The organism is Lentzea sp. DG1S-22 (assembly GCF_036321065.1).
In the GTDB taxonomy this organism is placed as follows: domain Bacteria; phylum Actinomycetota; class Actinomycetes; order Mycobacteriales; family Pseudonocardiaceae; genus Lentzea; species Lentzea jiangxiensis.
This window is the reverse complement of sequence record NZ_CP143276.1, coordinates 6,255,725-6,278,275: the sequence shown is the minus strand read 5'-3', so window position 1 is coordinate 6,278,275 and position 22,551 is coordinate 6,255,725. Positions and strand designations below refer to the sequence as shown.

The following is a 22,551-nucleotide window of genomic DNA, read 5'->3' as shown; positions in this document are numbered from 1 at the left end:
CGCGGTGAGATGCGGGTGCTGGAGGGGACCGAGTTCCGCGAGCCCCCGGCCGGCTGGCACCTAACCGGCAGCACGGAGGCGGCCGGACCTGGCTTCCAGCACCATGTCGAGCAGAACGGTCGCGGCGGCGCCGGCGGTGGCCGCCCTGACGACGACGGTCTCGGCGACGGGCACGTCCCCGCGAAGGCCGACGAAGTGCGCGCGGTCGGTCTTGAGGGCGAAGGACTGCGGGACTAACGCGACACCGAGCCCGAACGAGACGAAGTCGAGCAGTGAGTGCACGTCGTTGACCTCCACGGCGACGCGCCGCTCGACACCGGCGGCGGCGAGGGCGCGGTCCACCTCGTCGCGCGTGCCCCAGTCGGCGTTGAAGTCGACGAACGACTGCCCGGCGAGCTCCGCGAGCGCGACGGACCCCCTTGCGGCGAAGGGACTTCCCGGCGCGCACGCGAGCACGAGCGGTTCACCGGCCAAAGTGGACACCCGGAGGTCTTCGGCGATCTTCGGCTGACGCGTGACGAACGCGAGGTCGAGCCGTCCCGCCCGCACGTCCTCGACGAGCTCGGCGTTGCCGGACTGGCGCATCCTGATCTCCACGCCGGGGTGCAGCTCGTGGAACCGCGACAGCACCGCCGGCAGGTGCACCACGTGCAGGCACTGCAGGCTGCCGACGGACAGCGTGCCGCGCAGCAGGCCCTGGACGGCCGCGACGGCGTCCCTGGCCGCCTCGACGCTGCCCAGCGCCCTGCGCGCCTCGGGCAGCAGGGCCCGTCCGGCCTGCGTCAACCCGACCTGGCGGGTCGTGCGCAGGAACAGCGGCGCGCCCAGCTCCACCTCCAGCGCCCGGATCGACGCCGACAGCCCCGATTGGGCGATGTGCAGGCGCTTGGCCGCTCTGGTGAAGTGGGACTCCTCGGCGACCGCGAGGAAGTGCTCCAGCTGCCTGAGTTCCACGATTCATCACCTGCGGTGCTCAATGAGATCACTTCCCTGCGTTGGACAGCTTAATCCCGAGGGGCCAGAGTGGAGGGCATGCAGAAGCGCCGCATCGGAGAAGTGGAAGTCAGCGCCATCGGTCTGGGCGGCATGCCCATGTCCGTGCAGGGCAGGCCGGACTGGGCGCGGGCGATCGAGACCATCCACGCCGCGCTGGACGCGGGCGTGACGTTCATCGACACCGCGGACGCCTACTCGCTCGACGACACCGACTTCGGCCACAACGAGGAGCTGATCGCCGAGGGCCTGAAGGGCCGCTCGGAAGAGGTGTTCGTGGCGACCAAGGGCGGCCACACCCGCGCGCCCGGTGGCGGCTGGGAGCTCGACGGACGCCCGGAGTACCTGCGCGGGGCCGTCGACGGGTCGCTGCGGCGGCTCGGCGTCGACCAGATCTTCCTGTACCAGTTCCACCGCCCGGACCCGAAGGTGCCGATCACGGAGTCCGTGGGCGTGCTCGCGGAGCTGCTGGACAACGGCAAGATCCGCTACGCGGGCGTCTCGAACTTCAACCCGGACGAGATCGTGCAGGCCAACGAGATCCTCGGCGGCCGGCTGGCGGCCGTGCAGAACCAGTTCTCGCCGGTGTTCCGGTCGAGCGAACCCGAGCTGGAGCTGTGCGCGAAGCTCGGCATCGCGTTCCTGCCGTGGAGCCCGTTCGGCGGCATCGGCAAGGCCGGTTCGCTGGGCGGCCCGTTCCAGGAGGTCGGCGAGGCCCGCGGCGTGAGCGCCCACCAGGTCTGCCTCGCGTGGATGCTGGCGAAGTCGGAAGTGGTGGTCCCCATTCCGGGTGCTTCCCGACCGGCGAGCATCCGCGATTCGGCCTCCGCCACCCACCTGGAGTTGACCGCCGAGGAGCTGTCCCGCCTGGACGGGTGACCCCGGTAGCACATTGCGACAAATGGACGCACGATCTAGTCCATGCAGACCTTGATCAGCATCGTCGCGATCGTCGCCGGCATGACGCCGGCACCCGCGTCCGCGGCGCCCTTGCCCGAGGGCTCCGCGGACCACACAGCGGGCTCCCAGATCCTCAAGCACGAAGGCCCCGGCGACCTCCGTTCGGCCTCGGACTCCCCGCCCACCGCGGGCAAGGTGCCGGGCATGGACGTCAGCAGCCACCAGGGCGACGTCGACTGGAGGTCGGCCTGGGACAAGGGGGCCCGGTTCTCCTACGTCAAGGCGACCGAGGGCACCCACTACCGCAACCCCGGGTTCACCCAGCAGTACGACGGCTCCTACAAGATCGGCATGATCCGCGGCGCGTACCACTTCGCGCTGCCGGACCGGGCCAGCGGAGCGGCGCAGGCGAACTTCTTCGTCGACAACGGCGGCGGGTGGTCACCCGACGGCAGGACGCTGCCGCCCGCGCTCGACATGGAGTACAACCCGTACGGCGACACCTGCTACGGCCTGAGCCAGGCCGCGATGACGGCGTGGGTCAAGACGTTCAGCGACACGGTCTACGCGCGCACGAAACGGCATCCGATGATCTACACATCCACGAAATGGTGGAACGAGTGCGTCGGCGGCTCGGTGGAGTTCGGTGCCGACAACCCGCTGTGGATCGCGCGCTACGGCACCGAGGTCGGCCCGCTGCCGATGGGCTTCGACTTCCACACGATCTGGCAGTGGCAGGCGGCCGGGCACTTCCCCGGTGACCAGAACCTGTTCAACGGCAGGTTCGAGCAGCTGCAGCGCATCGCCGCGGGCTGAGGACGACCCTTCGCGAGGGCCGTCCTCCTCGCATCTCAGTCGAACAGCGCGGGGAGGGTGCCCTCCCAGGCCTCGCGCAGCTCGTCCAGCGGGATCTCGCCGAGCCCCTGCACCTCGAGCGCCTTCGACTCCGGGTCGACGACACCGACCTTGCGCCACGGCAGGCGACGCGCGGTGCACATGTCGGTGAAGCGCTGCTCCTCGGTGCGCGGCACGGCGACCAGCACGCGGCCGGCCGACTCGCTGAACAGCGCCGTGAACAGGTCGCCCTCGGGGAAGACCCGCGCGCCCACCTCGCCGATCAGGCACGTCTCGACCAGCGCCTGCGCGAGACCGCCCTCCGACAGGTCGTGCGCGGCGGAGATCATGCCGTCCCGCGAGCCCGCGACGAGCACCTCGCCGAGCAGCTTCTCGTGCTGGAGGTCGACCTTCGGCGGCAGACCACCCAGGTGGCCGTGGACGTGGTGCGCCCACTCCGACCCGCCGAACTCGTCGCGCGTCTCGCCGAGCAGCAGCAGCGTCTCCCCGGCCTCGGCCCCGATCCCGGTGGGGATGCGGCGCCGCACGTCGTCGATCACGCCCAGCACGCCCACGACCGGCGTCGGCAGGATCGCCGTGGAGCCGGTCTGGTTGTAGAAGCTGACGTTGCCGCCGGTCACCGGGATGCCGAGCTCCGCGCAGCCGTCCGCGAGGCCCTTCACGGCCTGCTCGAACTGCCACATGACCGCCGGGTCCTCCGGCGAGCCGAAGTTGAGGCAGTTCGTGACGGCGACGGGCGTGGCACCGGTGGTCGCGACGTTGCGGTACGCCTCGGCCAGCGCCAGCTTCGCGCCCTCGTACGGGTCGAGCCTGGTGTAGCGGCCGTTGCAGTCCGTCGACAGGGCGACACCGCGGCCGGTCTCCTCGTCGATGCGGATCATGCCGCCGTCGCTCGGCTGCGCGAGGACGGTGCCACCGCGGACGTAGCGGTCGTACTGCTGCGTGACCCACTTCCTGGACGCCAGGTTGGGGCTGGCCGCCATGGTCTTGACCAGGTCGAGCAGCTCCTCCTCCGCCGGCCGGGGAAGGCCGTCGGGCGTGTTCGCCCGCAGTTCGTCCTGGTCGGCCGGGCGCTCGATCGGCCGGTGGTAGACCGGACCCTCGTGCGCGACGGTGCGCGGCGGCACGTCGACGACGACCTCGTCGTGGAACGTGATGACCAGCCGGTCGCCCTCGGTCACCTCGCCGATCTCGGTGGCGATGACGTCCCACTTCGCGCAGACCGCCATGAACGCCTCGACGTTGTGCGGCTCCACGACGGCGCACATGCGTTCCTGCGACTCGCTGGAGAGGATCTCCGCCGGCGTCATGTTCTCCGCCCTGAGCGGCACGCGGTCCAGGTGGACGCGCATGCCACCGTCACCGGCGGACGCGAGCTCGCTCGTCGCGCAGGACAGGCCCGCGCCCCCGAGGTCCTGGATGCCCGCGACGAGACCCTTCTCGAAGAGCTCCAGCGAGCACTCGATCAGCACCTTCTCGGTGAACGGGTCGCCGACCTGCACGCTCGGCAGCTTCTTGCGCTTGCCGGCCGTGTCGTCGAACGTCTCGCTCGCCAGCACGCTGACCCCGCCGATGCCGTCGAGGCCCGTGCGCGCGCCGTAGAGGATGACCTTGTTGCCGGTGCCGCTCGCGTGCGCGAGGTGCAGGTCCTCGACCCGCATCGCGCCGACGCACAGGGCGTTGACCAGCGGGTTGCCCTGGTAGGACTCGTCGAACACGACCTCGCCGCCGATGTTGGGCAGGCCGAGGCAGTTGCCGTAGCCGCCGACCCCCGCGACGATGCCGGGCAGCACCCGCCTGGTGTCCTCGGCGTCCGGCCTGCCGAACCGCAGCGGGTCCATGACCGCGAGCGGCCGGGCGCCCATCGCGAGGATGTCCCTGACGATGCCGCCGACCCCGGTCGCCGCACCCTGGTAGGGCTCGACGTACGACGGGTGGTTGTGGCTCTCGACCTTGAACGTGACGGCCCAGCCGTCCCCGATGTCGACGACACCGGCGTTCTCGCCGATGCCCGCGAGCATCTTGGCGCGCATCTCGTCGGTCGTGGTGTCGCCGAAGTACTTCAGGTGCACCTTGGACGACTTGTAGGAGCAGTGCTCGCTCCACATGACCGAGTACATCGCCAGCTCGGCGTCGGTGGGGCGCCTGCCGAGGATCTCCCTGATGCGCGCGTACTCGTCGTCCTTGAGGCCCAGCTCCCGGTAGGGCTGCTCCTGGTCGGGAGTGCTCTCCGCGTTCTTGACGCTGTCGATCACGCCTTCACCACCGCGTCGAGCAGGGACAGGAACATGCCCAGGCCGTCGTCCGTGGGGCCGGTGAGCGCGTCGATGGCGTGCTCGGGGTGCGGCATGAGGCCGACGACGTTGCCCCTGGCGTTCGTGATGCCCGCGATGTCGTTGCGGCTGCCGTTCGGGTTCTCGCCGACGTACCGGAAGACGACCCGGTGCTCGTCTTCGAGCTGCTGGAGGGTGTCGTCGTCGGCCTGGTAACCGCCCTCGCCGGACTTCAGCGGCACGAGGATCTCGGCGTCGCGGTCGTACCTGGTGGTCCAGGCGGTGCTCGTGTTCTCGACCCGGAGCCACTGGTCGCGGCACACGAAGTGCAGCTTGTGGTTGCGGGTCAGCGCACCCGGCAGCAGGTGGGCCTCGGCGAGGATCTGGAAGCCGTTGCAGATGCCGAGAACCGGCATCCCCTTGTTCGCGGCCTCGACCACTTCCCGCATGACGGGCGCGAACCGCGCGATGGCACCGGCCCGCAGGTAGTCGCCGTAGGAGAACCCACCGGGCACGATGACCGCGTCGACACCCTTGAGGTCGTGGTCGCCGTGCCAGAGCGGAACGGCCTCGCCGTCGGCGTACCTCACCGCCCGCTGCGCGTCGACGTCGTCGAGGGTGCCGGGGAAGGTGACGACACCGACCCTCATGCCTCGACCCTGCGCACGGTCCACTCCTCGATCACGGGGTTCGCGAGGAAGCTCTCGGCGATCTTGGCGAGCGTGGCGTCGTCGACGTCGTCGGCGACCTCCAGCTCGAAGTGCTTGCCCTGGCGGACGGCGGTGACGCCGTCGAAGCCGAGACGGGGCAGCGCGTTCGCCACCGCCTGGCCTTGGGGGTCGAGGATCTCGGGCTTCGGCATGACGTCGACGACGACTCGGGCCACGACGGACTGCTCCCTGGGGTGGAGGGCTGGCGGTACCCGTCGACCCTACCTGAGCTGGGCGTTCATCTTCCCGACACGTGTTCGGGGGCACATCGTCGGTGGTCCACCTTCGGGTGAACGAGCTTGCCTCGGCGAGGCCGTTTGGTAAGGTTGGAGTCGCCGAGGCCCGTAAGCCGAGGAAGTGTACCCAGCCCACGTCCGGACGGTCGACGGCTGGGTATCGCGCTTTCTAGGGGTTGTCCAGGTCGACGATCGACTCGACGACCGGCATCACCCGCTCCCGCCACTCACCGCCGGAGCCGTAGCACCAGGCCACGAAATCCGCGATCCACAGCAGCTCGTCGCTGCTGCTGCGGCAGTGCTCGTAGACGAGGTTCGTGGACAACGCGACGTGGCCGAGTGACGTGCGGATCGTCAGGAGGTCGTGCTGATCTCGCTGGGCACGCGAATCGAGGACGAGCCGATGAGCACCGGCTGCCAGCAGGTCCTCCACGAGCCGCCGGACGCACGTCTGGCGCGACTGCTCGTCCCCCTGGTCGCAGCTGCGCCTGTACAGCCGCACCGAGACCCGCTCTTCCACGAGCCGCGACACGATCACCTTGCGGCGGCCGGGGGTCTCCTTCTTGCAGTGCAACTCCCGTTGTCCCGGCATCAGCAGACAGCGCAGGGCCTTGCGGAACTTGTGCAACTGGCCGGGTGGCACCAGGGCCACCGCCAGCAGGTACGTGTTGTTTCGCCGCGACTCGTCGACGAAGGCGTGCAGACTCACGGAACGTCCATCGGCACACCCCGAACACCAGTTCACCAAGTCACACCGATCGGGTCCGAACGACCCTGACTTGGAACTATTCCAACCGGCTATTTCGCCGAAAGCGAGACCACTGGCACCGCCGCCCGATCGGCCGGATGCTGGAGGTCATGAAGATCCTCGTGCTCGGCGGGACCGTGTTCCTCAGCAAGGCAGTCACCGCGGAGGCCGTCCGGCGCGGCCACGACGTGGTGTGCGCTGCCCGCGGTGCCTCCGGCGGGGTTCCCGAGGGCGCGACGCTGGTCCGGGTCGACAGGGACAGGCCCGGTGCGTTCGACGCGCTGGCCGGTGAGCGGTTCGACGCGGTGGTCGACGTGTCCAAGTACTCGGTGAACTGGGTGCGGGACGCGTTGGAGGCGTTCGGGTCCACCACGCCGCACTGGACGTTCGTCTCCAGCATCTCGGTCTACGCGGACCACGCGACCGGCAGCAACGAGCTGCTGCCGCCGCTGGAGGACGACCCGACCGAGGAGTTCACGGCCGAGCGGTACGGCAGCGTCAAGGTGGCCAGCGAGATCGCGGTGCGCGAGGCCGTGGCGGGGCGGGACTTCATCGTCCGGGCCGGGCTCATCACCGGGCCGGACGACCCCAGCGACCGGTTCGGGTACTGGCCCTCGCGGCTGGCAAGGGGTGGGCGCGTGGTCGTGCCGGACAGCCCGGACCTCGGTTTCCAGCACATCGACGCGCGGGACCTGGCGCAGTGGATCGTGTTCGCGGCCGAGGAGCGGGTGACGGGCACGTACGACTCGACCGGGCCGGTCATGCCGTTCCAGATGGCCATCGGTGAGATCGCCGGCGCGACGGCCGCGCCCGGGACGCAGCTCGTGCCCGTCGCGGAGAGCGTGCTCAAGGAGCTGAACATCAACCCGTGGGCCGGGCCGCGGTCGCTGCCGCTGTGGCTGCCCCGGGAGTGGGCCAAGATGGTCGGCCGCGACGTCAGCAACGCCCTGGCGAACGGGTTGCGCGTCCGGCCGCTGGCCGAGACCGCGCTCGACTCGCTGGAGTACGAGCGCGGCCTCGGGCTGGACCGGCCCCGCAAGGCGGGGCTCACCGAGCAGGAGGAGCGGGAGATCCTTACAGCAGTGAGTTGACCTGCGCCGCGACGAGGTCGATGCGCACGCCCTGGTTCGGGCAGCCGCCGAAGTGGTGGAGCCCGATCACCTTGTGCGTGCGCCTCGACAGCACGGGTGAGCCGGACGAGCCGCCCTCGGTGTCGCACATGTAGCTGATGTCGGACTGCGACGAGCTGCCGTTCACCCGCACCGCGCGCACGACGCAGTAGCCGCCGCCGTTGTTGTTGTCGCGCAACGACAACTTCTTCAGCTTCCCGGCCGGGTGGCCGACGATGTACATCTCCTCACCCACGGCCGGAACGCGCGCGTCCAGCTCGAGGTAGCCGAACGAGCTGATGGCCGCGAAGTTGTTCACGGTGAAGAGGGTGTAGTCCAGCGCGGCGCTGTACTTCAGCACCTGGGCCGCCAGCACCTTCGTGACGGTGGCCGAGTTCGTGCCGCCGCAGGTCGGGCACTGGTAGTTGAACCACACCTCGATGCCGGTGGTGCTGGTGAAGCAGTGCTCGTTGGTCAGCATGCGGTTGTTGGGTCCGACGCGCCACGCCGTGCACAGCGAGCTGCCGTTGCGCAGCAGCTTCGCCACGGCCGGCGTCTTGCCCCACTCGGTCGGGTTGCTGGACTGGTAGCAGACCGCGTCCTTGTAGTCGTTCGTGCCGCAGATGCTCTGCACGGACGGCTGCGCGGACATCTCGGCCTCGGTGTAGCCGCGCGTCAGCTTGTCGATCCGGACGCGCGACAGCGGGTTCGTCACCGACACCACGGCGCGGTCGCCGGTGACGGACATGGCCCAGAAGCCGGACGCGTCGACCGTGGCCGTCAGGGAGGCCTTCAGATCTCTTGTGTACGTGTACTTCTCGGTGCCGTCGGGGTTCGACACCGTGAGCACGTCACCCGGCATGATCCGCAGGTCCGTGAAATGCAGCTTCACGTATCCGGAGCCGGGTCGTTCGACGGTCGTCGAACGGTTCGCGCCACCCACGCGGACCGAGACCGATTCCTCGGTTCCGATTTCCTGCGACTGCGGCGAGGACGCCTGCGCAGGGGTAGAGGTGGTGGTAGCAGGGATGATGGACGTCATCGGCAGGGCGAGCGCCAGTGCCGTGAGGAGTTGCAGGGTTTTCCTCATGCCTTTTGATACTTCCGACGTCACCTCACCGTGTCAGCCCGCCAAACGTCGGTACTGGAGGATTACGTGAAAGTTGTCCATTTCGGTCATGCCTGCGTGCTTCTCGAGACGGGCACCACCCGCGTGCTGATCGACCCCGGCACGTTCTCCGAGGGGTTCGAGGACCTCGCGGACCTGGACGCGGTGCTGGTCACGCACCAGCACTTCGACCACGTCGACCTCGAGAAGCTGCCCGCGCTGCTCAAGACCAACCCGCGGGCGCAGCTGATCGTGGACGAGGGCACGGCGCCCACCGTCGAGAACGCGACCGTCGCCCGGCCGGGTGACACCTTCGAGATCGGCGACCTGGGCGTCCGGGTCGTCGGCGGGCAGCACGCGATGATCCACCAGGACATCCCGATCGTGCCGAACGCGGCCTACGTGGTCGGCGACGGCGCGTTCTACCACCCCGGCGACTCGCTGTTCGTGCCCGACGAGGACGTGGACGTGCTCGGTCTGCCCGCGGGCGCGCCGTGGATGCGCACCGGCGAGGCGGTCGACTTCATGCGCGCCGTGAAGCCGCGTGTCGCCGTGCCGATCCACGAGAAGACGCTCGCGAGCCCGCAGATGGCCCACCGGCTCTTCGAGATGCTCAAGCCCGAGGGCACCGAGGTCAGGCCGCTGACGCCAGGCGAGGAGACGGCAGTTTGACGTAGGTGGTCGGCTCGGCGTCGTGGGCGAGGGCGATGTCCACGGCGTCGAGCACGGCCTGCCGCGCACCGGGCCGGTGCAGGTCGCGGGCGTCGACGGTGATCCGGGTCAGCCCGCCGCGGCGTGCGGACCTGGCCGTCGCGTAGACCAGCGCGAGCGACCGCAGCTCGCCGAAGCTGCTGCGCTCGGTCAGCGCGTGCAGGCGGCCGAGCGTCGCGAGCCCGCTGCCCACGTCACGAACCGCGTGCGCGTCGGCGCAGAGCTTGAACCGGTGCTTGGCGAGCGCGAGCAACGTCCCGGGCGACGCCACGCAACGCCGAGGCGCGAACGTGTCGGCGTTCAGTCCGATGGCGTCCATCTGCAGACGCGCGCCCATCAGCAGCAGCCCGGCCTCGTAGGCGGGCAACCGCCGCTGGCCGAGACCGTGCAGGACGACGGCATCGCCGAGCGCGGCGCGCTGCCGCACCCATTCCTGCGCCCTGCCGAGCTCGCGGGGGACCACGAGCAGCGACAACGGCACCCGCCGCGGGCCGAGGGCCGCGGCCAGATCAGCGCATCGGTCGAGTGTCTGCGGACCGATGCCGGACAGGGAGACCACGAGCTGTGAGTGCACTCAATGAGTGCGCCACGCCGTGGTGACATCCGCGTGAAAGCGGAGCCAACTCACGCCAGCCAGTCGGCGAAGGACCGGCCCGTCAGCTTCTCGTAGGCCTCGACGTACCGCGCACGGGTGGCCTCGACGACCTCGGCGGGCAGCGGAGGCGGCGGGGTGTCGCCCTTGCGGTCCCAGCCCGACGCGGGCGACGTCAGCCAGTCGCGCACGTACTGCTTGTCGAACGACGGCTGCACGCGGCCGGGCTCGTAGCCCTCGGCCGGCCAGTAGCGCGACGAGTCCGGCGTGAAGACCTCGTCCGCCAGCACCAGCTCACCGTCCGCGGAGAGCCCGAACTCGAACTTCGTGTCCGCCAGGATCAGGCCACGCGTCAACGCGTACGCGCGCGCCTCGCTGTAGAGCTCGATGGTGCGGTCACGCAGCTTCGACGCCAGCTCCACGCCGTGCTTCTCCGCGATGACGTCGAACGACACGTTCTCGTCGTGCGCCCCGATCTCGGCCTTCGACGCGGGCGTGAAGATCGGCGGGTCCAGTTCGGACGCCTCGACCAGCCCGGCCGGCAGCTCGATCCCGCAGACCGCGCCGGTCGCGGTGTAGTCGGCCATGCCCGAGCCCGTGAGGTACCCGCGCGCCACGCACTCGACGTCGACCATCCGCAGCTTGCGCACCAGCAGCGCCCGGCCGCGGACCTCGGCGGGGATGCGCGGGTCGTCGTAGGAGACCAGGTGGTTGGGCGTGAGCCGCTCGAACCAGAACACGCTCATCGCGGTGAGCACGCGGCCCTTGTCCGGGATCTCCGAGCTCAGGATGTGGTCGTACGCGGAGATGCGGTCGGACGCGACGAACAGCAGCAGCTCGTCGTCCACGTCGTACAGGTCGCGAACCTTGCCGCGGGCGACGTGCTGGTAGTCAGCGAGCGTAGGCACGCTGGTCAGACTACGTGCCCGTGTTCCGGGCACCGATCTACACCCCGCACCACTACAGATCAAGGCCGAAGGAGCTTAAGGTGCACCCGTGCTCACCAGAAAGGCCCTGTGGATCCCGGCGTTGGCCAGTGCGGCCCTGCTCGTCGTCCTGGGCGTGGCCGGGTGGAGCTTCGACTCCAGCCCCGTCTCGTCGCCCACCTCCGGCGGCGCGCAGGACACGAGCACGACCCAGTCGGTGAGCATCGTGCCGACTCCGGACGTCGCCGACATCACGGTCAAGGGCTCGTCCACGACGGCAACGACCACCACGACCACCACGAGGACGACGCAGCCGAAGCCGCCGCCCGTCCAGACGCCGCCCGCCGTGCAGCAGCCGACGACCACCGAGGCCCCGCCGCAGCAGGGCCTCCTGGTCAACGAGGGCGCGCGGTGCGATCCCGAAGGCGCGAACGGCATCGGCCTGCGCGGCGAGAAGCTGGTGTGCCGCAAGGACCCCCAGCGCGGCGACCGCCTGCGCTGGCAGAAGGCCTAGGCGCGCCACTCCAGCACGTCGAGCTCGTCGCCGACCGCGATGGTGCCGGTGCGGACGACCTGGGCCTTCATGCCGAACGTCACCCCTCCGTCGGCATCACGCCGATAGGTCGCCAGCGAACGGATCGGCTCCGGTCCGCTCTTCAGACCCGTCGCCTGGTCGACCATCGGCACCGCGCAACGCACGCAGTCCTTGGCGTAGGCCAGTTCCACGTCACCGATGGCCACCCGCCGCACGCGGTCCTCCGTGTGCGGCTCCGGCCAGCCGGACACGACCACGTTGGGGCGGAAGCGGTCCATCGGCACCGGGTCCCCGCCGCGTTCCAGGATCCGCTCGTTCAGACCGTCCAGCGAGGACAGCGAGAGCACCAGCAGCGCGTTGCCGTCGGCGTACCCGACGAGGCCGGTCGTCTCACCGGTCGTCTCCCTGCGCAGGTCCGGTGGAGTGCGCACGAGCCGCACGGACCTGCCGAGCGCGTCGGAGAAGTACGCCGCCGCGGCGTCGCCCTGGTCCACTCCGGACCCGTGCCAGGCGTGCACGACGACCGGAACCCGCGGCCCGTCGGGGACGATCGGGAAGGACTCGCCGCCGATCGACAGCGACGAGTCCACGACGGACGGACGCAGCGCCGCCATCTCCGGGACCTTGCGCTGCGACAGGAACACGCCCTCGTCGTCGACGAGCATCATCATCCGGTCGTCGCGCAGGCCCGTCAGGTCGACGGCCGAGGAGGCGACGGGGTACCCGCCGCACCCCTTGACCGGGTGGACGTGCAGACCGGCCACGATCACAGGATCGGCTCCGGCTCGTAGGCCGGGTACTTGTCGACGACCGCGGCGACCTGCTCCACCACGGACGCCACCTGCGCCGACGCCACGCCGGTGAACGACAGGCGGTCGGCCAGCAGCGCGTCCAGGGCGGCCCGGTCGAGCGGCAGGCGCGGGTCCGCCGCGAGCCGGTCCAGCAGGTCGTTCTGCGCGAGGCCCTGCTCGCGCATCGCCAGCGCGACGGCCACCGCGTTCTCCTTGATGGCCTCGTGCGCGGTCTCACGGCCGACACCCGCGCGCACGGCCGCCATCAGCACCTTCGTCGTGCCGAGGAACGGCAGGTAGCGGTCCAGCTCGCGCGTGACGACGGCCGGGTAGGCGCCGAACTCGTCCAGCACCGTCAGGAACGTCTCCAGCAGGCCGTCGAACGCGAAGAACGCGTCGGGCAGCGCGACCCGGCGGACCACCGAGCACGACACGTCGCCCTCGTTCCACTGGTCGCCCGCGAGCTCGCCGACCATCGACAGGTAGCCGCGCAGGATCACCGCGAAGCCGTTCACGCGCTCGCACGAGCGGGTGTTCATCTTGTGCGGCATCGCGCTGGAGCCGACCTGGCCGGGCTTGAAGCCCTCGGTGACGAGCTCGTGGCCCGCCATCAGCCTGATCGTCTTCGCGACCGACGACGGCGCCGCCGCGAGCTGCACGAGCGTCGAGACGACGTCGAAGTCGAGCGAACGCGGGTAGACCTGGCCGACGCTCGTGAGGACCCGCTCGAAGCCGAGGTGGCCCGCGACCGTCCGCTCCAGCTCCTGCAGCTTCTCGGGCGTGCCGAGCAGGTCGAGCATGTCCTGGGCCGTGCCGACGGGGCCCTTGACGCCGCGCAGCGGGTAGCGGGAGATCAGCTCGTCGAGGCGGGAGAACGCGACCAGCAGCTCGTCGGCGCCCGTCGCGAACCGCTTGCCCAGCGTCGTGGCCTGCGCGGCCACGTTGTGCGAACGACCGGCCATCACGAGGTCGGAGTGCTCGGCGGCGAGGCGCGCGAGGCGGCCGAGGACGGCGGCGACCTTGGAGCGGACCAGCTCGAGCGAGCGCAGCACCTGCAGCTGCTCGACGTTCTCCGTGAGGTCGCGCGAGGTCATGCCCTTGTGGACCTGCTCGTGGCCCGCGAGCGCGTTGAACTCCTCGATGCGCGCCTTCACGTCGTGCCGCGTGACCCGCTCGCGCGCCGCGATCGACTCCAGGTCTACCTGCTCCAGCACGCGCTCGTAGTCGGCGATCGCGGTCTCGGGCACCTCGATGCCCGCGGCCGCCTGGGCCCGCAGGACCGCGAGCCACAGCTGCCGCTCCAGCACGATCTTGTGCTCGGCGGACCAGAGCGTCGCGAGCGACGTGGAGGCGTACCGACCTGCGAGGACGTTGGCGATGCGGGGCTTCGTCACGCGCTCAGGCTAGTGCACCCGAGGCTCACTCCCAGTCGATGGCCGAGTCCATGACCAGCGCTGTGAGGACGTTCACCGACACCGGAACGGTCTCGCGCCGCCCGCTGCCGTTCGAGGGGTTGTAGGCGTAGGCGCCGATCTGCACGACGAGGCCGCTCTCGAACCGCCGAGCGACCTCGACCTGCTGGAGGCTGGTGGTGCCCTGGAAGAACTCGCCCTCCGTGACGATCGTCCCGTCCGCCTGCGCCACGTCCCGGCACACCGTGGCGGAGCTGCAGAAGTTCTGCTTGTTGAAGCCGGCCTTCGTCACCACCACCCGCAGCGCGGTCGGTCCGATGAGGTCGGTCAGGTGGACGTACCCCGTGTACTCGGGGTCGCCGGAGTTCCGCGGCGGGGTCAACGTCGAGTAGGGCGGATAGACGAACCCTCCGGGCGTGAACGAGGCGTAGACGTCCTTCAGGTCCTTGCGCTGCGCCTGGAGGCTCTCGGCCAGCTTGTCGCCGAGGCGCTGGGCCTTCCGCTCGGCGGGCACGCTGGGCGGCGCGGACGTGGTCGTCTGGACCTCGGCGCCGAGCCGGGTGTCGCGGTCGCGGGGCAGCAGTCCCGGCAGCGAGAACGACGCTACGGCGATGACCGCCGTAGCCACGCCCACGGCGACCAGCGCTCGCCGACGACTTTTTTTCTGCTCCACCCGCCTGATCAGGGTGTCCGGGTCGAAGTCGAGGGGCGGCTCGTCCCAGACGGCCAGCAGCATCCCCTCGCGGATCTCCTGCTCACTCACGACGCGACCCTCCCCGAACTGTTGTCGAGCTTCTCCACGATGGTGCGCAGTGTCGCGAGACCGCGCGCCGTCTGGCTTTTGACCGTTCCCTCGGTGCACCCCATCGCCACCGCCACCTCGGCGACCGAGAGGTCTTCGAAATAACGCAGCACGAGCACCGCCCGTTGCCTCGGAGGCACCTGCAACAACGCGGTGTGCACGAGCTCACGCGCCCACAGCTTCGCGCTCGTGGTGTCCGGGTCCACGGTGGCGTCGGCGGCATCGGGCAGCTCCCCGTCGCGCTGCTCCGCCCTGCGCCACGGCCTGCGCTTCTCGTCCAGCCACGTGCGCAGCAGCACCTTGCGGGCGTACGCGATCAGGTTGTCGAGGTCCTTGATGCGCTTCCAGGCCATGTACATCTTCATGAGGCTCGACTGCATCAGGTCCTCAGCCGTGTGCCAGTCGCCACAGAACAGATAGGCAGTGCGTCGCAAAGACGCGGCATTGGCTGCCGCGAACTCGCGAAAGCCCTGCTCATCGGCCTTGCGCATGCGATCCCCTCTCGCGTCCTCACCCAGGGGAACGCGTCAGGGGAACGCGAGGTTGCATCACGTGTGACGCGAAAGGGCCGAACGGAGCATCCTCGCCGCGACGCCCCTGGGGTCCGGCTTCAGCTCGATGAACGCGTTCACCATCGTGCCGTCCACGAGGGCGATCAGCTCCTCGACGCGGTCCCTCGCGATGTCGCGGCCGGCGCGGTGGAAGATCTCGGCGATCAGCTCGTGCAGCTCCTTGGACAGCACGTGCATCAACGGGCGCAGGTACGGGCGGCGGCCCGTCGCGACGAGGCGTTCGTAGCGCAGCAGGATCGACTCGGTGTCGGTGACGTCCTGGCCGACCAGCAGGTCGAGGACGAGCTCGACGAGAACGTCGTCGTCCGCCAGCCGGTCCGAGACCGCCGCCAGGCGCTCCCGGCAGCTCGCCAGCTCGGCGCGGCCGTGGAACTCGACCGCCGCGGTGATCAGCTCGTCGAGCGAGTCGAAGTAGTACGTGGTCGACGCGAGCGGCAGACCTGCGCGTTCGGCGACCGCGCGGTGCCGGACCGCGTCGAACCCGCCCTCCACGAGCAGTTCGGACGCGGCCTCCACGAGCGCCTGCCGCCTGCGCTCACCCTTGGGGGTTGCTGCCGTCATAGTCGCGCCAGGGTACTGGGCGGCTGGTCAGAACCTCGGGGCCAGTGCGTCCGCGAACCGCTTGGCCTGGCCCTTCAGCTCCCCGTCGCCCTGGGTGAACACGTAGAGGTCCTGACCGCGGGCGGTCTTGGCCTTCTCCGTGCCGGCGGGACCCTCGAACGGGTCGGGCGTGACGATCGCGGTGATCGTCAGTCCGTCGATCTTGTACGCGGCCGCGCGGGAGGCCGGTGAGCACGTCACCGCGGGCGGGATCGCGGGGTCCGGTGAGACCGAAAGCTCGGCGGCGAGGGCGTCGGCGAGCTCCCGGTCCACACCTGCGCAGCCCTGCACTGCGCGTTCACCAGCGGTGAAGCTGGTGCTTCCCGGCGCTGTCCCGTCCCCCTGCGTGGACGGGGCGTCGCCAGGGAAGTCGTTGTTCGGCGGAGGCTGTGCCTCCATCAGGGTCATCGGCGATTGTGCCGTGTCGGTGCCCTGCTGCCCAGAACCGGCGGCGGTCGAATTCCCGCCGTCCTGGCCGTACCAGGAGTTGGCAGCGAGGACGCCGCCGAAACCCAGGACGACGACCAAAGTGGTGCCGGCGGCGATCGAGCCGCGCCGGCGCAGCGTCGCGCGGCGCGAGGCCGTCCTGACGTCGCCCGCGTCGAAGGACGCCGGCGGCGCGTCGTGCGCGGCGTCGCGGAACAGGTCCGCGAGCTTCTGCTCGTCCATCTCCTACGTCCTCCTCTCGCCGGTCACGACGCCGGTCGCAGGTCGTCGACGGCGTCGCCCAGAGCTTCTCGCAACGCCGCCAGCCCGCGGGCGGTCTGACTCTTCACAGTTCCTTCCGAGCACTTCAGCGTCTCGGCCGTGGCCGTCACGTCGAGGCCCTCCAGGAACCTCAGCACCAGCACGGCCCGTTGCCGGGGCGGGACTCTGCGCAGACCCTTCATCAACGCCTCGCGCGTCGCGACCGCCTCGCCGACCTCGGTGCCGGTCGCCGGCGCTTCCGGCATCTCGTCGGTGAACTTCTCGCGCCGCCACGGACGGCGCGACTCGTCGATCACCGCGCGCACGACGGTGCGTCGGACGTAGGCGTCGAGGGCCTGCTTGTCCCGGATCTTCCGCCACCTCCTGTGCACCGCCACGAAGGCCGTCTGCGCGAAGTCGTCAGCGCGGTGCCAGTCGCCGCACAGCAGGTATGCCGTTCGGCGCACGGCCTCACGGCGAGCCACGAAGTACTCCGCGAACTCCTGCTCGTCGCGCTGATCCACGCGGACTGCTCTCCGCTCGTTCCTCGAGTTGCACTGACAGGACGGAATCTGTGCCGACAACGGTTGCACGAACCTCGCGGGAGAGCTACATCACCCCCTCCGTCCCCGGCGGGATGTGGTGGGATCGGGGGCGTGACCCCCATTGACCTGCGCTCCGACACAGTCACCCGCCCGGACGACGAGATGCGCCGCGCCATGGCGTCGGCCGAGGTCGGCGACGACGTGCTGGACCACGACCCGACGATGGCGGCGCTGGAGGAGCGCGTCGCGGCGTTGCTCGGCGTGGAGGCGGCGCTGTGGGTCCCGTCCGGCTCGATGGGCAACCTGATCGCCCTGTACCTGCACCTGCAGCGCGGAGACCGGTTCCTGGCGCCGTTGGGCGCGCACGTGCTGGACGCCGAGCTCGGGACCGCCGCGTGGCTGGCCGGCGGGATGCCGCACGCGCTCCACTCGGTGACTCCCGAGGCCGTGGTCGCGGCCGGCGGCGGCGAGTCGCCCTACTACGGGCTGCGCACGACGTTGTTGTGCCTGGAGAACACGCACAACGCGGCCGGCGGCACGGTGACGACCGTCGACGGGCACGCCGCCCTGGTGGCGGCGGCGCGGTCCATCGGGCTGGCGGTGCACCTGGACGGCGCCCGGCTGTGGAACGCGTCGGTGGCGCTCGGGGTCGAGCTCTCCCAGCTGACCGCAGGGGTCGACACGGTGCAGGTGTGCCTGTCGAAGGCGCTCGGCGCCCCGGTCGGGTCGGTCGTGGCCGGGTCGTCCTCGTTCGTCGTCGAGGCGCGGCGGGTGCGCAAGATGCTCGGCGGCGGGGTGCGGCAGGGTGGCGTGCTGGCGGCCGCCGGGCTGGTCGCGCTGGACCGGATCCCGCGGCTCGCCCAGGACCACGCCAACGCCTCCGCGCTGGCTGCCGGGCTGCGTTCGCTCGGCTGGGACGTGCCGGAGCCGGCGACGAACATCGTGCTGGCGTCGGTGCCCGACCTCGACAAGGCGCTGCTGTCGCTGCGCGAGATCGGCGTGCTCGCCAGTCCGATGTCCGGCAAGGTGCGGTTCGTGACCCACGGGGACGTCACCGAGGCCGACATCACCGAGGTGCTGCGACGGGTCGGGGAGCGCGCCTGATGCGCTGGGTCGTGTTCGACTTCGGCGAGGTCATCAGTCAGCGGAACCCGGCGCTGCCCGCGATCGCCGACCGGCTCGGGGTGCCGCTGGTGGACTTCGAGGCCGCGTACTGGAACCGCGACGCCTACGACCGCGGCTGCTCCGACGAGGAGTACTGGGCGACGATCGGGTCGTCGCTGGGGCTCACGTTCGACTCCGCCGCCGTGCGGGAGCTGACCGCTCTCGACAACGCCGGGTGGCTCGACGAGCCGGTGGCGGAGACCGTGGCGCTGATCGAGGACCTGGCGGCGCTGGACGTGCCGCTCGCGCTGCTGTCGAACGCGCCGTCGACGTTCGCGAGACTGGCGGAGGAGGTGCCGTGGGCCGGGCACTTCCGGCACCTGGTGTTCTCCGGCGACCTCGGCTTCGCCAAGCCCGACGCGGCCATCTGGGAGCACACGTCGTCCGTGATCGGGTCGTCGGACGTGGTCTTCTTCGACGACCGGCAGTCCAACGTGGAGGGTGCGGCCGCCGCCGGCTGGGACGCCCGGCTGTGGACCTCAGCCCTTGCTGCGCGCGCTCAGCTCCGCACGGAGTTCCGCGATCTCGGCGCGTAGGTTCCGCAGCTCCCGCGCGGTCTCCTGCTCGGCGTCCTCGACGCCGCGCAGCTTCTCCACGAGCCAGCTCGCGATCGTGCCGGTGATGACACCGAGCAGCGCGATGCCGCCGACCATCAGCAGTCCGGCGACCAGCCGCCCCTCACCCGTGACGGGGTAGCGGTCGCCGTACCCGACCGTCGACATGGTCGTCAGCGTCCACCACAACGCGTCGCCGAACGTGGTGATGCTGGCGTTTTCCGCGTGCCTTTCGGCGTCCAGCACGGCGAGGCTCGCACAAAACGCGACGATGGTCGTCACGCCCGCCACGTAAATGCCGACCCGTTGTCTGATCTTGTGCTGGAACTTCTCGTTGAGCAACGTGACAACGGTGATCAACCGCAGAACGCGGAGCTGCCGGACCATCGGCAGAACGACCGCGGCAAGATCTAAAAGATGCGTTCTGAGGAACTTCGCCTTGTTCTGCGCCAGCGTCAACCTGGTGATGAAGTCGGCTGCGAACAGGGCCCAGACCAGCCACAACACGATCTCCAACGGCACGTGCATCGCGCCGTGGTCGTCGAACACCTGCCAGGCGTAAGCGGCGAGGAAGAGCAGGGCGAGTGCCGTCAACGGCCACTCGACCTTTCTCTCCCACCGCTCGAGGCGTGCCTCGTTCGCCAGCAGCACAACCCCATGGTGAGCGGTTTGCGCGAATTAATCCAGGGTCATCGCTTGGATTTGACCGCACCGTAGGCCGCGGTGCCCGCGAGGAGCAGCCCCCCGACCACAGCGAGCCAGAAAAGTCCTTTCACCACGGCCCCGACGACGGCGAGCAGGATCCAGACCGCCACCAGCCACCCGATGATCGCCCACATGCGACCTCCCCTCTGCTGCCTGAACGCCCCGCCGCCCGGTTTTGTTGCGGCGCGGCTCGCAGTTCCGGGTCACAGCCAGGCCTTCAGCCGCCGCAGCGCCTCCTCGACGTCCTGCGTGGCCCCGGCGAACGACATCCGCACGAAGTGGTGCCCGTCCACGGGGTCGAAGTCGATGCCGGGCACGATCGCCACGCCCGTGTCGTCCAGGAACCGCCGGCAGAACGCCATCGAGTCGTCCGTCAGGTGCCGCACGTCCGCATAGACGTAGAAAGCCCCGTCCGCCGGCGCCAGCTTGTCGATGCCGAGGTTCGTCAACCCCTCCAGCAACAGGTCCCGGTTCACCTCGTACCGCTGGAGGTGCAGCGCCGTCTCGGCGTAGGAGTCCTCGTGGAACGCCTGCACCGCCGCGTACTGCGCCAACGCCGGCGGACACAGCGTGAAGTTGCCCGTCAGGCAGTCCACGGCCCTGCGCAGCCGCTCCGGCAACAACATCCACCCGAGCCGCCACCCGGTCATCGCGAACGCCTTCGAGAAGGAGTTGACCACGATCGCGTCCCGGCTCGTCTCCCACGCACACCGCAACGGCTCGCCGTAGCTGATCCCGTGGTAGATCTCGTCGCTGATCAGCTGAACCCCGTTGCCCGCACACCACCGAGCGATCGGCGCGACGTCGGCCGCCGTCCCGGTCGGGTTGGCCGGACTGGCCACGATCACACCCTTGAGCCCGGGATCCAGCATCTCGACCGTGGGCTGGAACCGCGTCTCCGGCCCGCACGGCAACTCGACGACCTCACACCCCAGCGCCTTGAGGATGTTGCGGTAGGCCGGATACCCGGGCCGCGCCAGCGCCACCCGGTCCCCGGCGTCGAAGGCCGCGAGGAACGCCAACGTGAACGCCCCCGACGACCCGGTGGTCACCACCACGTCGTCCGCGGACACGTCGAGGTCGTACTGCCGCCTGTAGTGCCCGGCGATCGCCTGCCGCAACTCGAGGATGCCGAGCTGCTCGGTGTACCCCAACGCCTGCTCGCCCAACGCCTTGACGGCAGCCTCGCGCACGGGCAACGGCGCAGGGCTCGACGGCTGCCCGGCGGCCAGGGAGATCACGTCCCCGTGCGTGCGCTGCCTGCGAGCGGCGGCGGACAACACGTCCATGACGTGGAAGGGCGGGACGTCGGCGCGGGCAGCCACGGTCAGCATGCCGCCAGGCTAACTCCCCTGCACGCGGTGAGACCCCCGACCGAGCGCGCCGCCACACCAGGCCGCCCGACCACAGCGCCACAGACCGAGCCGCGGCAGGCCGAGCCGTCGCAGACCGAGCCGTCGCAGACCGAGCCGTCGCAGACCGAGCCGTCGCAGACCAGGCCGCAGCAGACCGAGCCCCTGCAAGCCAAGCCGCCGTAGATCAAGCCGCCGTGCTTCGGGTCCTGCCGGTGCACTCCGAGTCCAGCCGGTGCGCTCCAGGGCCAGCCGGTGCGCTCCGGGTCCTGCCGGAGCCGTCCGGACCACCACGCCCTCGGCCCTTCCACCCCTCGCCCCGCCCGCCGCCTCCGGTCCGCAACCCCCCGCGCTTCCGCATATGCGGGAGAAACAAAACAGCGTTTCAGGACATCGACCACCCGACAGGGTGTGGACAACTGAAACCCGGCACATTTCCGTCACGATCTACCAGACGGAGAAGTGCCGGGTTCCGGACAAAGCTCACCCGATCAAGCGATGGCTAATACCCTTGGTAGCCGCCGCCCTGGGCCATTGCCTTCAGGCCGGGGTGGCCTTCAAAACCGCCGTAGCGCGAGAACGTGTAGCGAACACCGGCGATGATGTTGTCGACCGGGTTCCAGATGTCGTCGTGGCCGGGCAGTTTGTGCGCGTTGAACGTCGAGTCGATGCACTGCATCAAACCCTTGGAAGGCGTGCCCGCCTGGGCGTTGGAGTCCCAGAGGTTGATGGCGTGCGGGTTGCCGCTCGACTCCTTCTCGATGATCTTCCAGATCTCGTCGATGTTCTCCTCGGTGACCGGGATGCCGTTGGCCTGGAGGATCTTGATGGCCTCGCGGATCCACTCCTCGACGTTGCCGGGAGGCGGGCTGCCCGAGGGCGGGCCACCGCTGGGACCGAGGCCACCCATGCCGCCACCGCCACCGCCACCTCCGCCGGAACCACCGCCGGAAGCGCCACCGCCACCGCCTCCTCCGCCGCCACCGTGATCAGCGACGGCCGGCTTGGGTTGCGGTTCCGCGGGCGTGGCGGAAGACGCCTTGGTCGAGTCGTCGGGCGGTGGGGTCGGTGCCCATTCGACCGGCTTGTTCGGGGCCGGGGTGAACGGCTGCGCGTTCGGGTCCGGGACGGACGAGAACTTCGGCGCGAGGGCGCCGGGGCGGCCCTTCAAGGCACCGGCGGCGGACGACACGGCGTTTTCCGCTTGGGAGACAACGGGGTTGGCGTCGACCAGGGCTTCGGCGCAGTAGCCGCGGATGATGCTGTCGACGTCCTCCTGCGGCTGGTTGTGCAGCTGCTGGCGGGTCTGCCGGGCGCGGCTCAGGAGGGTTTCACAGATGCGGCTCATCGAGGACTTCGCGGTCTCCAACGCGTTCGCGGCCGCCTCCAGGTCGGCCGCGGCGCCGTTGAGCGCGTCGGTCATCGAGGTGCCGCACTTCGTCACGTTGCCCATGTAGGCGACGAAGCCGTCGGCGGACGTGCCCTGCCAGGCGCCGTCGAGCTGGCTGACCGACCTCTGCAGGACGTTCGTCTGGTCGCCGCACTTGCCCGCCGCCTGCTTCCAGCGGTTCGCGATGTCGCGCACGGCCTGGGGTTGTGCGGTCTCGATCTTGTCCGCGAGCGCGGCCAGTTCCGCGCCGCCGGGCAACGCCGCGACTTCGTCCATCGCGC

Annotated in this window: 27 protein-coding genes; 8 read left to right on the top strand and 19 right to left on the bottom strand. The window is 70.1% G+C overall.

Annotation, left to right across the window (positions count from 1 at the left end):
- Positions 1 to 60 precede the first annotated feature (60 nt).
- A complete protein-coding gene (locus tag V1227_RS29450; RefSeq protein ID WP_329788618.1) occupies positions 61 to 954 on the bottom strand; it encodes a LysR family transcriptional regulator in 894 nt (297 codons plus the stop codon).
- Between the two features lie 78 nt (positions 955 to 1,032).
- On the opposite strand from V1227_RS29450, the gene V1227_RS29445 reads away from it, so the two are divergent.
- Positions 1,033 to 1,872 (top strand): aldo/keto reductase, encoded by an 840-nt coding sequence (locus tag V1227_RS29445; RefSeq protein WP_329788617.1) that lies wholly within the window; start codon positions 1,033 to 1,035, stop codon positions 1,870 to 1,872.
- Positions 1,873 to 1,914: 42 nt separating this feature from the next.
- Entirely contained in the window at positions 1,915 to 2,709 is a 795-nt protein-coding gene (locus tag V1227_RS29440) for a lysozyme (RefSeq protein ID WP_329788616.1), read from the top strand.
- 35 nt (positions 2,710 to 2,744) lie between these two features.
- Here V1227_RS29440 and purL read toward each other — a convergent pair whose 3' ends face one another.
- The 4 genes from purL to V1227_RS29420 form a co-directional block, all read right to left on the bottom strand.
- Positions 2,745 to 5,003: a phosphoribosylformylglycinamidine synthase subunit PurL gene (gene purL / locus V1227_RS29435; RefSeq protein ID WP_329788615.1), complete on the bottom strand. Its 2,259-nt coding sequence runs from the start codon at positions 5,001 to 5,003 to the stop codon at positions 2,745 to 2,747.
- Positions 5,000 to 5,671, bottom strand: a complete 672-nt coding sequence (gene purQ / locus V1227_RS29430; RefSeq protein ID WP_329788614.1) for a phosphoribosylformylglycinamidine synthase subunit PurQ — start codon at positions 5,669 to 5,671, stop codon at positions 5,000 to 5,002. Before purQ ends, purL begins: the two co-directional genes overlap by 4 nt.
- Positions 5,668 to 5,907: a phosphoribosylformylglycinamidine synthase subunit PurS gene (gene purS / locus V1227_RS29425; protein ID WP_329788613.1), complete on the bottom strand. Its 240-nt coding sequence runs from the start codon at positions 5,905 to 5,907 to the stop codon at positions 5,668 to 5,670. Before purS ends, purQ begins: the two co-directional genes overlap by 4 nt.
- A 229-nt stretch (positions 5,908 to 6,136) precedes the next feature.
- Entirely contained in the window at positions 6,137 to 6,676 is a 540-nt protein-coding gene (locus V1227_RS29420; RefSeq protein ID WP_329788612.1) for a hypothetical protein, read from the bottom strand.
- Between the two features lie 149 nt (positions 6,677 to 6,825).
- Here V1227_RS29420 and V1227_RS29415 point away from each other — a divergent pair, with 149 nt between their 5' ends.
- Positions 6,826 to 7,806, top strand: coding sequence for an NAD-dependent epimerase/dehydratase family protein (locus V1227_RS29415; RefSeq protein ID WP_329788611.1), 981 nt, complete (start codon positions 6,826 to 6,828; stop codon positions 7,804 to 7,806).
- On the opposite strand, the gene V1227_RS29410 is transcribed toward V1227_RS29415, so the two are convergent.
- A complete protein-coding gene (locus V1227_RS29410) occupies positions 7,790 to 8,914 on the bottom strand; it encodes a trypsin-like serine peptidase (RefSeq protein ID WP_329788610.1) in 1,125 nt (374 codons plus the stop codon). The two genes, V1227_RS29415 and V1227_RS29410, sit on opposite strands and share 17 nt — an antisense overlap.
- 66 nt (positions 8,915 to 8,980) lie before the next feature.
- On the opposite strand from V1227_RS29410, the gene V1227_RS29405 reads away from it, so the two are divergent.
- On the top strand, positions 8,981 to 9,604 hold the full coding sequence (locus tag V1227_RS29405; RefSeq protein WP_329788609.1) for an MBL fold metallo-hydrolase: 624 nt from the start codon (positions 8,981 to 8,983) through the stop codon (positions 9,602 to 9,604).
- On the opposite strand, the gene V1227_RS29400 is transcribed toward V1227_RS29405, so the two are convergent.
- Both V1227_RS29400 and V1227_RS29395 read right to left on the bottom strand, forming a co-directional pair.
- On the bottom strand, positions 9,567 to 10,217 hold the full coding sequence (locus V1227_RS29400; RefSeq protein ID WP_329788608.1) for a DUF2334 domain-containing protein: 651 nt from the start codon (positions 10,215 to 10,217) through the stop codon (positions 9,567 to 9,569). The two genes, V1227_RS29405 and V1227_RS29400, sit on opposite strands and share 38 nt — an antisense overlap.
- A 50-nt stretch (positions 10,218 to 10,267) precedes the next feature.
- Positions 10,268 to 11,143, bottom strand: coding sequence for a phosphoribosylaminoimidazolesuccinocarboxamide synthase (locus tag V1227_RS29395; protein WP_329788607.1), 876 nt, complete (start codon positions 11,141 to 11,143; stop codon positions 10,268 to 10,270).
- 88 nt (positions 11,144 to 11,231) lie between these two features.
- On the opposite strand from V1227_RS29395, the gene V1227_RS29390 reads away from it, so the two are divergent.
- Positions 11,232 to 11,675: a hypothetical protein gene (locus V1227_RS29390; RefSeq protein ID WP_236220812.1), complete on the top strand. Its 444-nt coding sequence runs from the start codon at positions 11,232 to 11,234 to the stop codon at positions 11,673 to 11,675.
- Here V1227_RS29390 and V1227_RS29385 read toward each other — a convergent pair.
- From V1227_RS29385 to V1227_RS29355, 7 genes are read right to left on the bottom strand one after another with little or no spacing between them, the layout of a single operon-like run.
- A complete protein-coding gene (locus V1227_RS29385; protein WP_329788605.1) occupies positions 11,672 to 12,460 on the bottom strand; it encodes an MOSC domain-containing protein in 789 nt (262 codons plus the stop codon). The two genes, V1227_RS29390 and V1227_RS29385, sit on opposite strands and share 4 nt — an antisense overlap.
- A 2-nt stretch (positions 12,461 to 12,462) precedes the next feature.
- Positions 12,463 to 13,881, bottom strand: a complete 1,419-nt coding sequence (gene purB, locus V1227_RS29380; RefSeq protein ID WP_329788603.1) for an adenylosuccinate lyase — start codon at positions 13,879 to 13,881, stop codon at positions 12,463 to 12,465.
- A gap of 25 nt (positions 13,882 to 13,906) precedes the next feature.
- Positions 13,907 to 14,662 (bottom strand): hypothetical protein, encoded by a 756-nt coding sequence (locus V1227_RS29375; RefSeq protein WP_329788601.1) that lies wholly within the window; start codon positions 14,660 to 14,662, stop codon positions 13,907 to 13,909.
- Positions 14,659 to 15,192: a SigE family RNA polymerase sigma factor gene (locus tag V1227_RS29370; protein ID WP_329788600.1), complete on the bottom strand. Its 534-nt coding sequence runs from the start codon at positions 15,190 to 15,192 to the stop codon at positions 14,659 to 14,661. Before V1227_RS29370 ends, V1227_RS29375 begins: the two co-directional genes overlap by 4 nt.
- A gap of 57 nt (positions 15,193 to 15,249) precedes the next feature.
- A complete protein-coding gene (locus tag V1227_RS29365) occupies positions 15,250 to 15,834 on the bottom strand; it encodes a TetR/AcrR family transcriptional regulator (protein WP_329788599.1) in 585 nt (194 codons plus the stop codon).
- Positions 15,835 to 15,861: 27 nt separating this feature from the next.
- Entirely contained in the window at positions 15,862 to 16,542 is a 681-nt protein-coding gene (locus V1227_RS29360; RefSeq protein WP_329788598.1) for a hypothetical protein, read from the bottom strand.
- 23 nt (positions 16,543 to 16,565) lie between these two features.
- Positions 16,566 to 17,084: a SigE family RNA polymerase sigma factor gene (locus tag V1227_RS29355; RefSeq protein ID WP_329788597.1), complete on the bottom strand. Its 519-nt coding sequence runs from the start codon at positions 17,082 to 17,084 to the stop codon at positions 16,566 to 16,568.
- A gap of 183 nt (positions 17,085 to 17,267) precedes the next feature.
- Between V1227_RS29355 and V1227_RS29350 the strand changes: the two genes are divergently transcribed.
- Positions 17,268 to 18,209, top strand: a complete 942-nt coding sequence (locus V1227_RS29350; protein WP_442916554.1) for a threonine aldolase family protein — start codon at positions 17,268 to 17,270, stop codon at positions 18,207 to 18,209.
- Positions 18,209 to 18,805, top strand: coding sequence for an HAD-IA family hydrolase (locus tag V1227_RS29345; protein WP_329788596.1), 597 nt, complete (start codon positions 18,209 to 18,211; stop codon positions 18,803 to 18,805). The genes V1227_RS29350 and V1227_RS29345 overlap by 1 nt, the downstream gene beginning before the upstream one ends.
- Here V1227_RS29345 and V1227_RS29340 read toward each other — a convergent pair.
- The 3 genes from V1227_RS29340 to V1227_RS29330 all read right to left on the bottom strand — a co-directional run bounded on the left by V1227_RS29340 (position 18,749) and on the right by V1227_RS29330 (position 20,862).
- Positions 18,749 to 19,474 carry a potassium channel family protein gene (locus V1227_RS29340; RefSeq protein WP_329788595.1) on the bottom strand — a complete coding sequence of 242 codons (726 nt, stop codon included), beginning with the start codon at positions 19,472 to 19,474 and terminating at the stop codon, positions 18,749 to 18,751. The genes V1227_RS29345 and V1227_RS29340 overlap by 57 nt on opposite strands.
- A 38-nt stretch (positions 19,475 to 19,512) precedes the next feature.
- The gene (locus V1227_RS29335; RefSeq protein WP_176960035.1) at positions 19,513 to 19,662 is read right to left on the bottom strand and encodes a hypothetical protein; all 150 of its coding nucleotides are present in this window, start codon (positions 19,660 to 19,662) and stop codon (positions 19,513 to 19,515) included.
- A gap of 69 nt (positions 19,663 to 19,731) precedes the next feature.
- Positions 19,732 to 20,862, bottom strand: a complete 1,131-nt coding sequence (locus tag V1227_RS29330) for a pyridoxal phosphate-dependent aminotransferase (RefSeq protein WP_329788594.1) — start codon at positions 20,860 to 20,862, stop codon at positions 19,732 to 19,734.
- 27 nt (positions 20,863 to 20,889) lie between these two features.
- Here V1227_RS29330 and V1227_RS29325 point away from each other — a divergent pair, with 27 nt between their 5' ends.
- A complete protein-coding gene (locus V1227_RS29325; protein ID WP_329788593.1) occupies positions 20,890 to 21,066 on the top strand; it encodes a hypothetical protein in 177 nt (58 codons plus the stop codon).
- 316 nt (positions 21,067 to 21,382) lie between these two features.
- Here the strand turns inward: V1227_RS29325 and V1227_RS29320 are convergent, their stop codons facing one another.
- Entirely contained in the window at positions 21,383 to 22,546 is a 1,164-nt protein-coding gene (locus V1227_RS29320) for a transglycosylase SLT domain-containing protein (RefSeq protein WP_329788592.1), read from the bottom strand.
- Positions 22,547 to 22,551 lie beyond the last annotated feature (5 nt).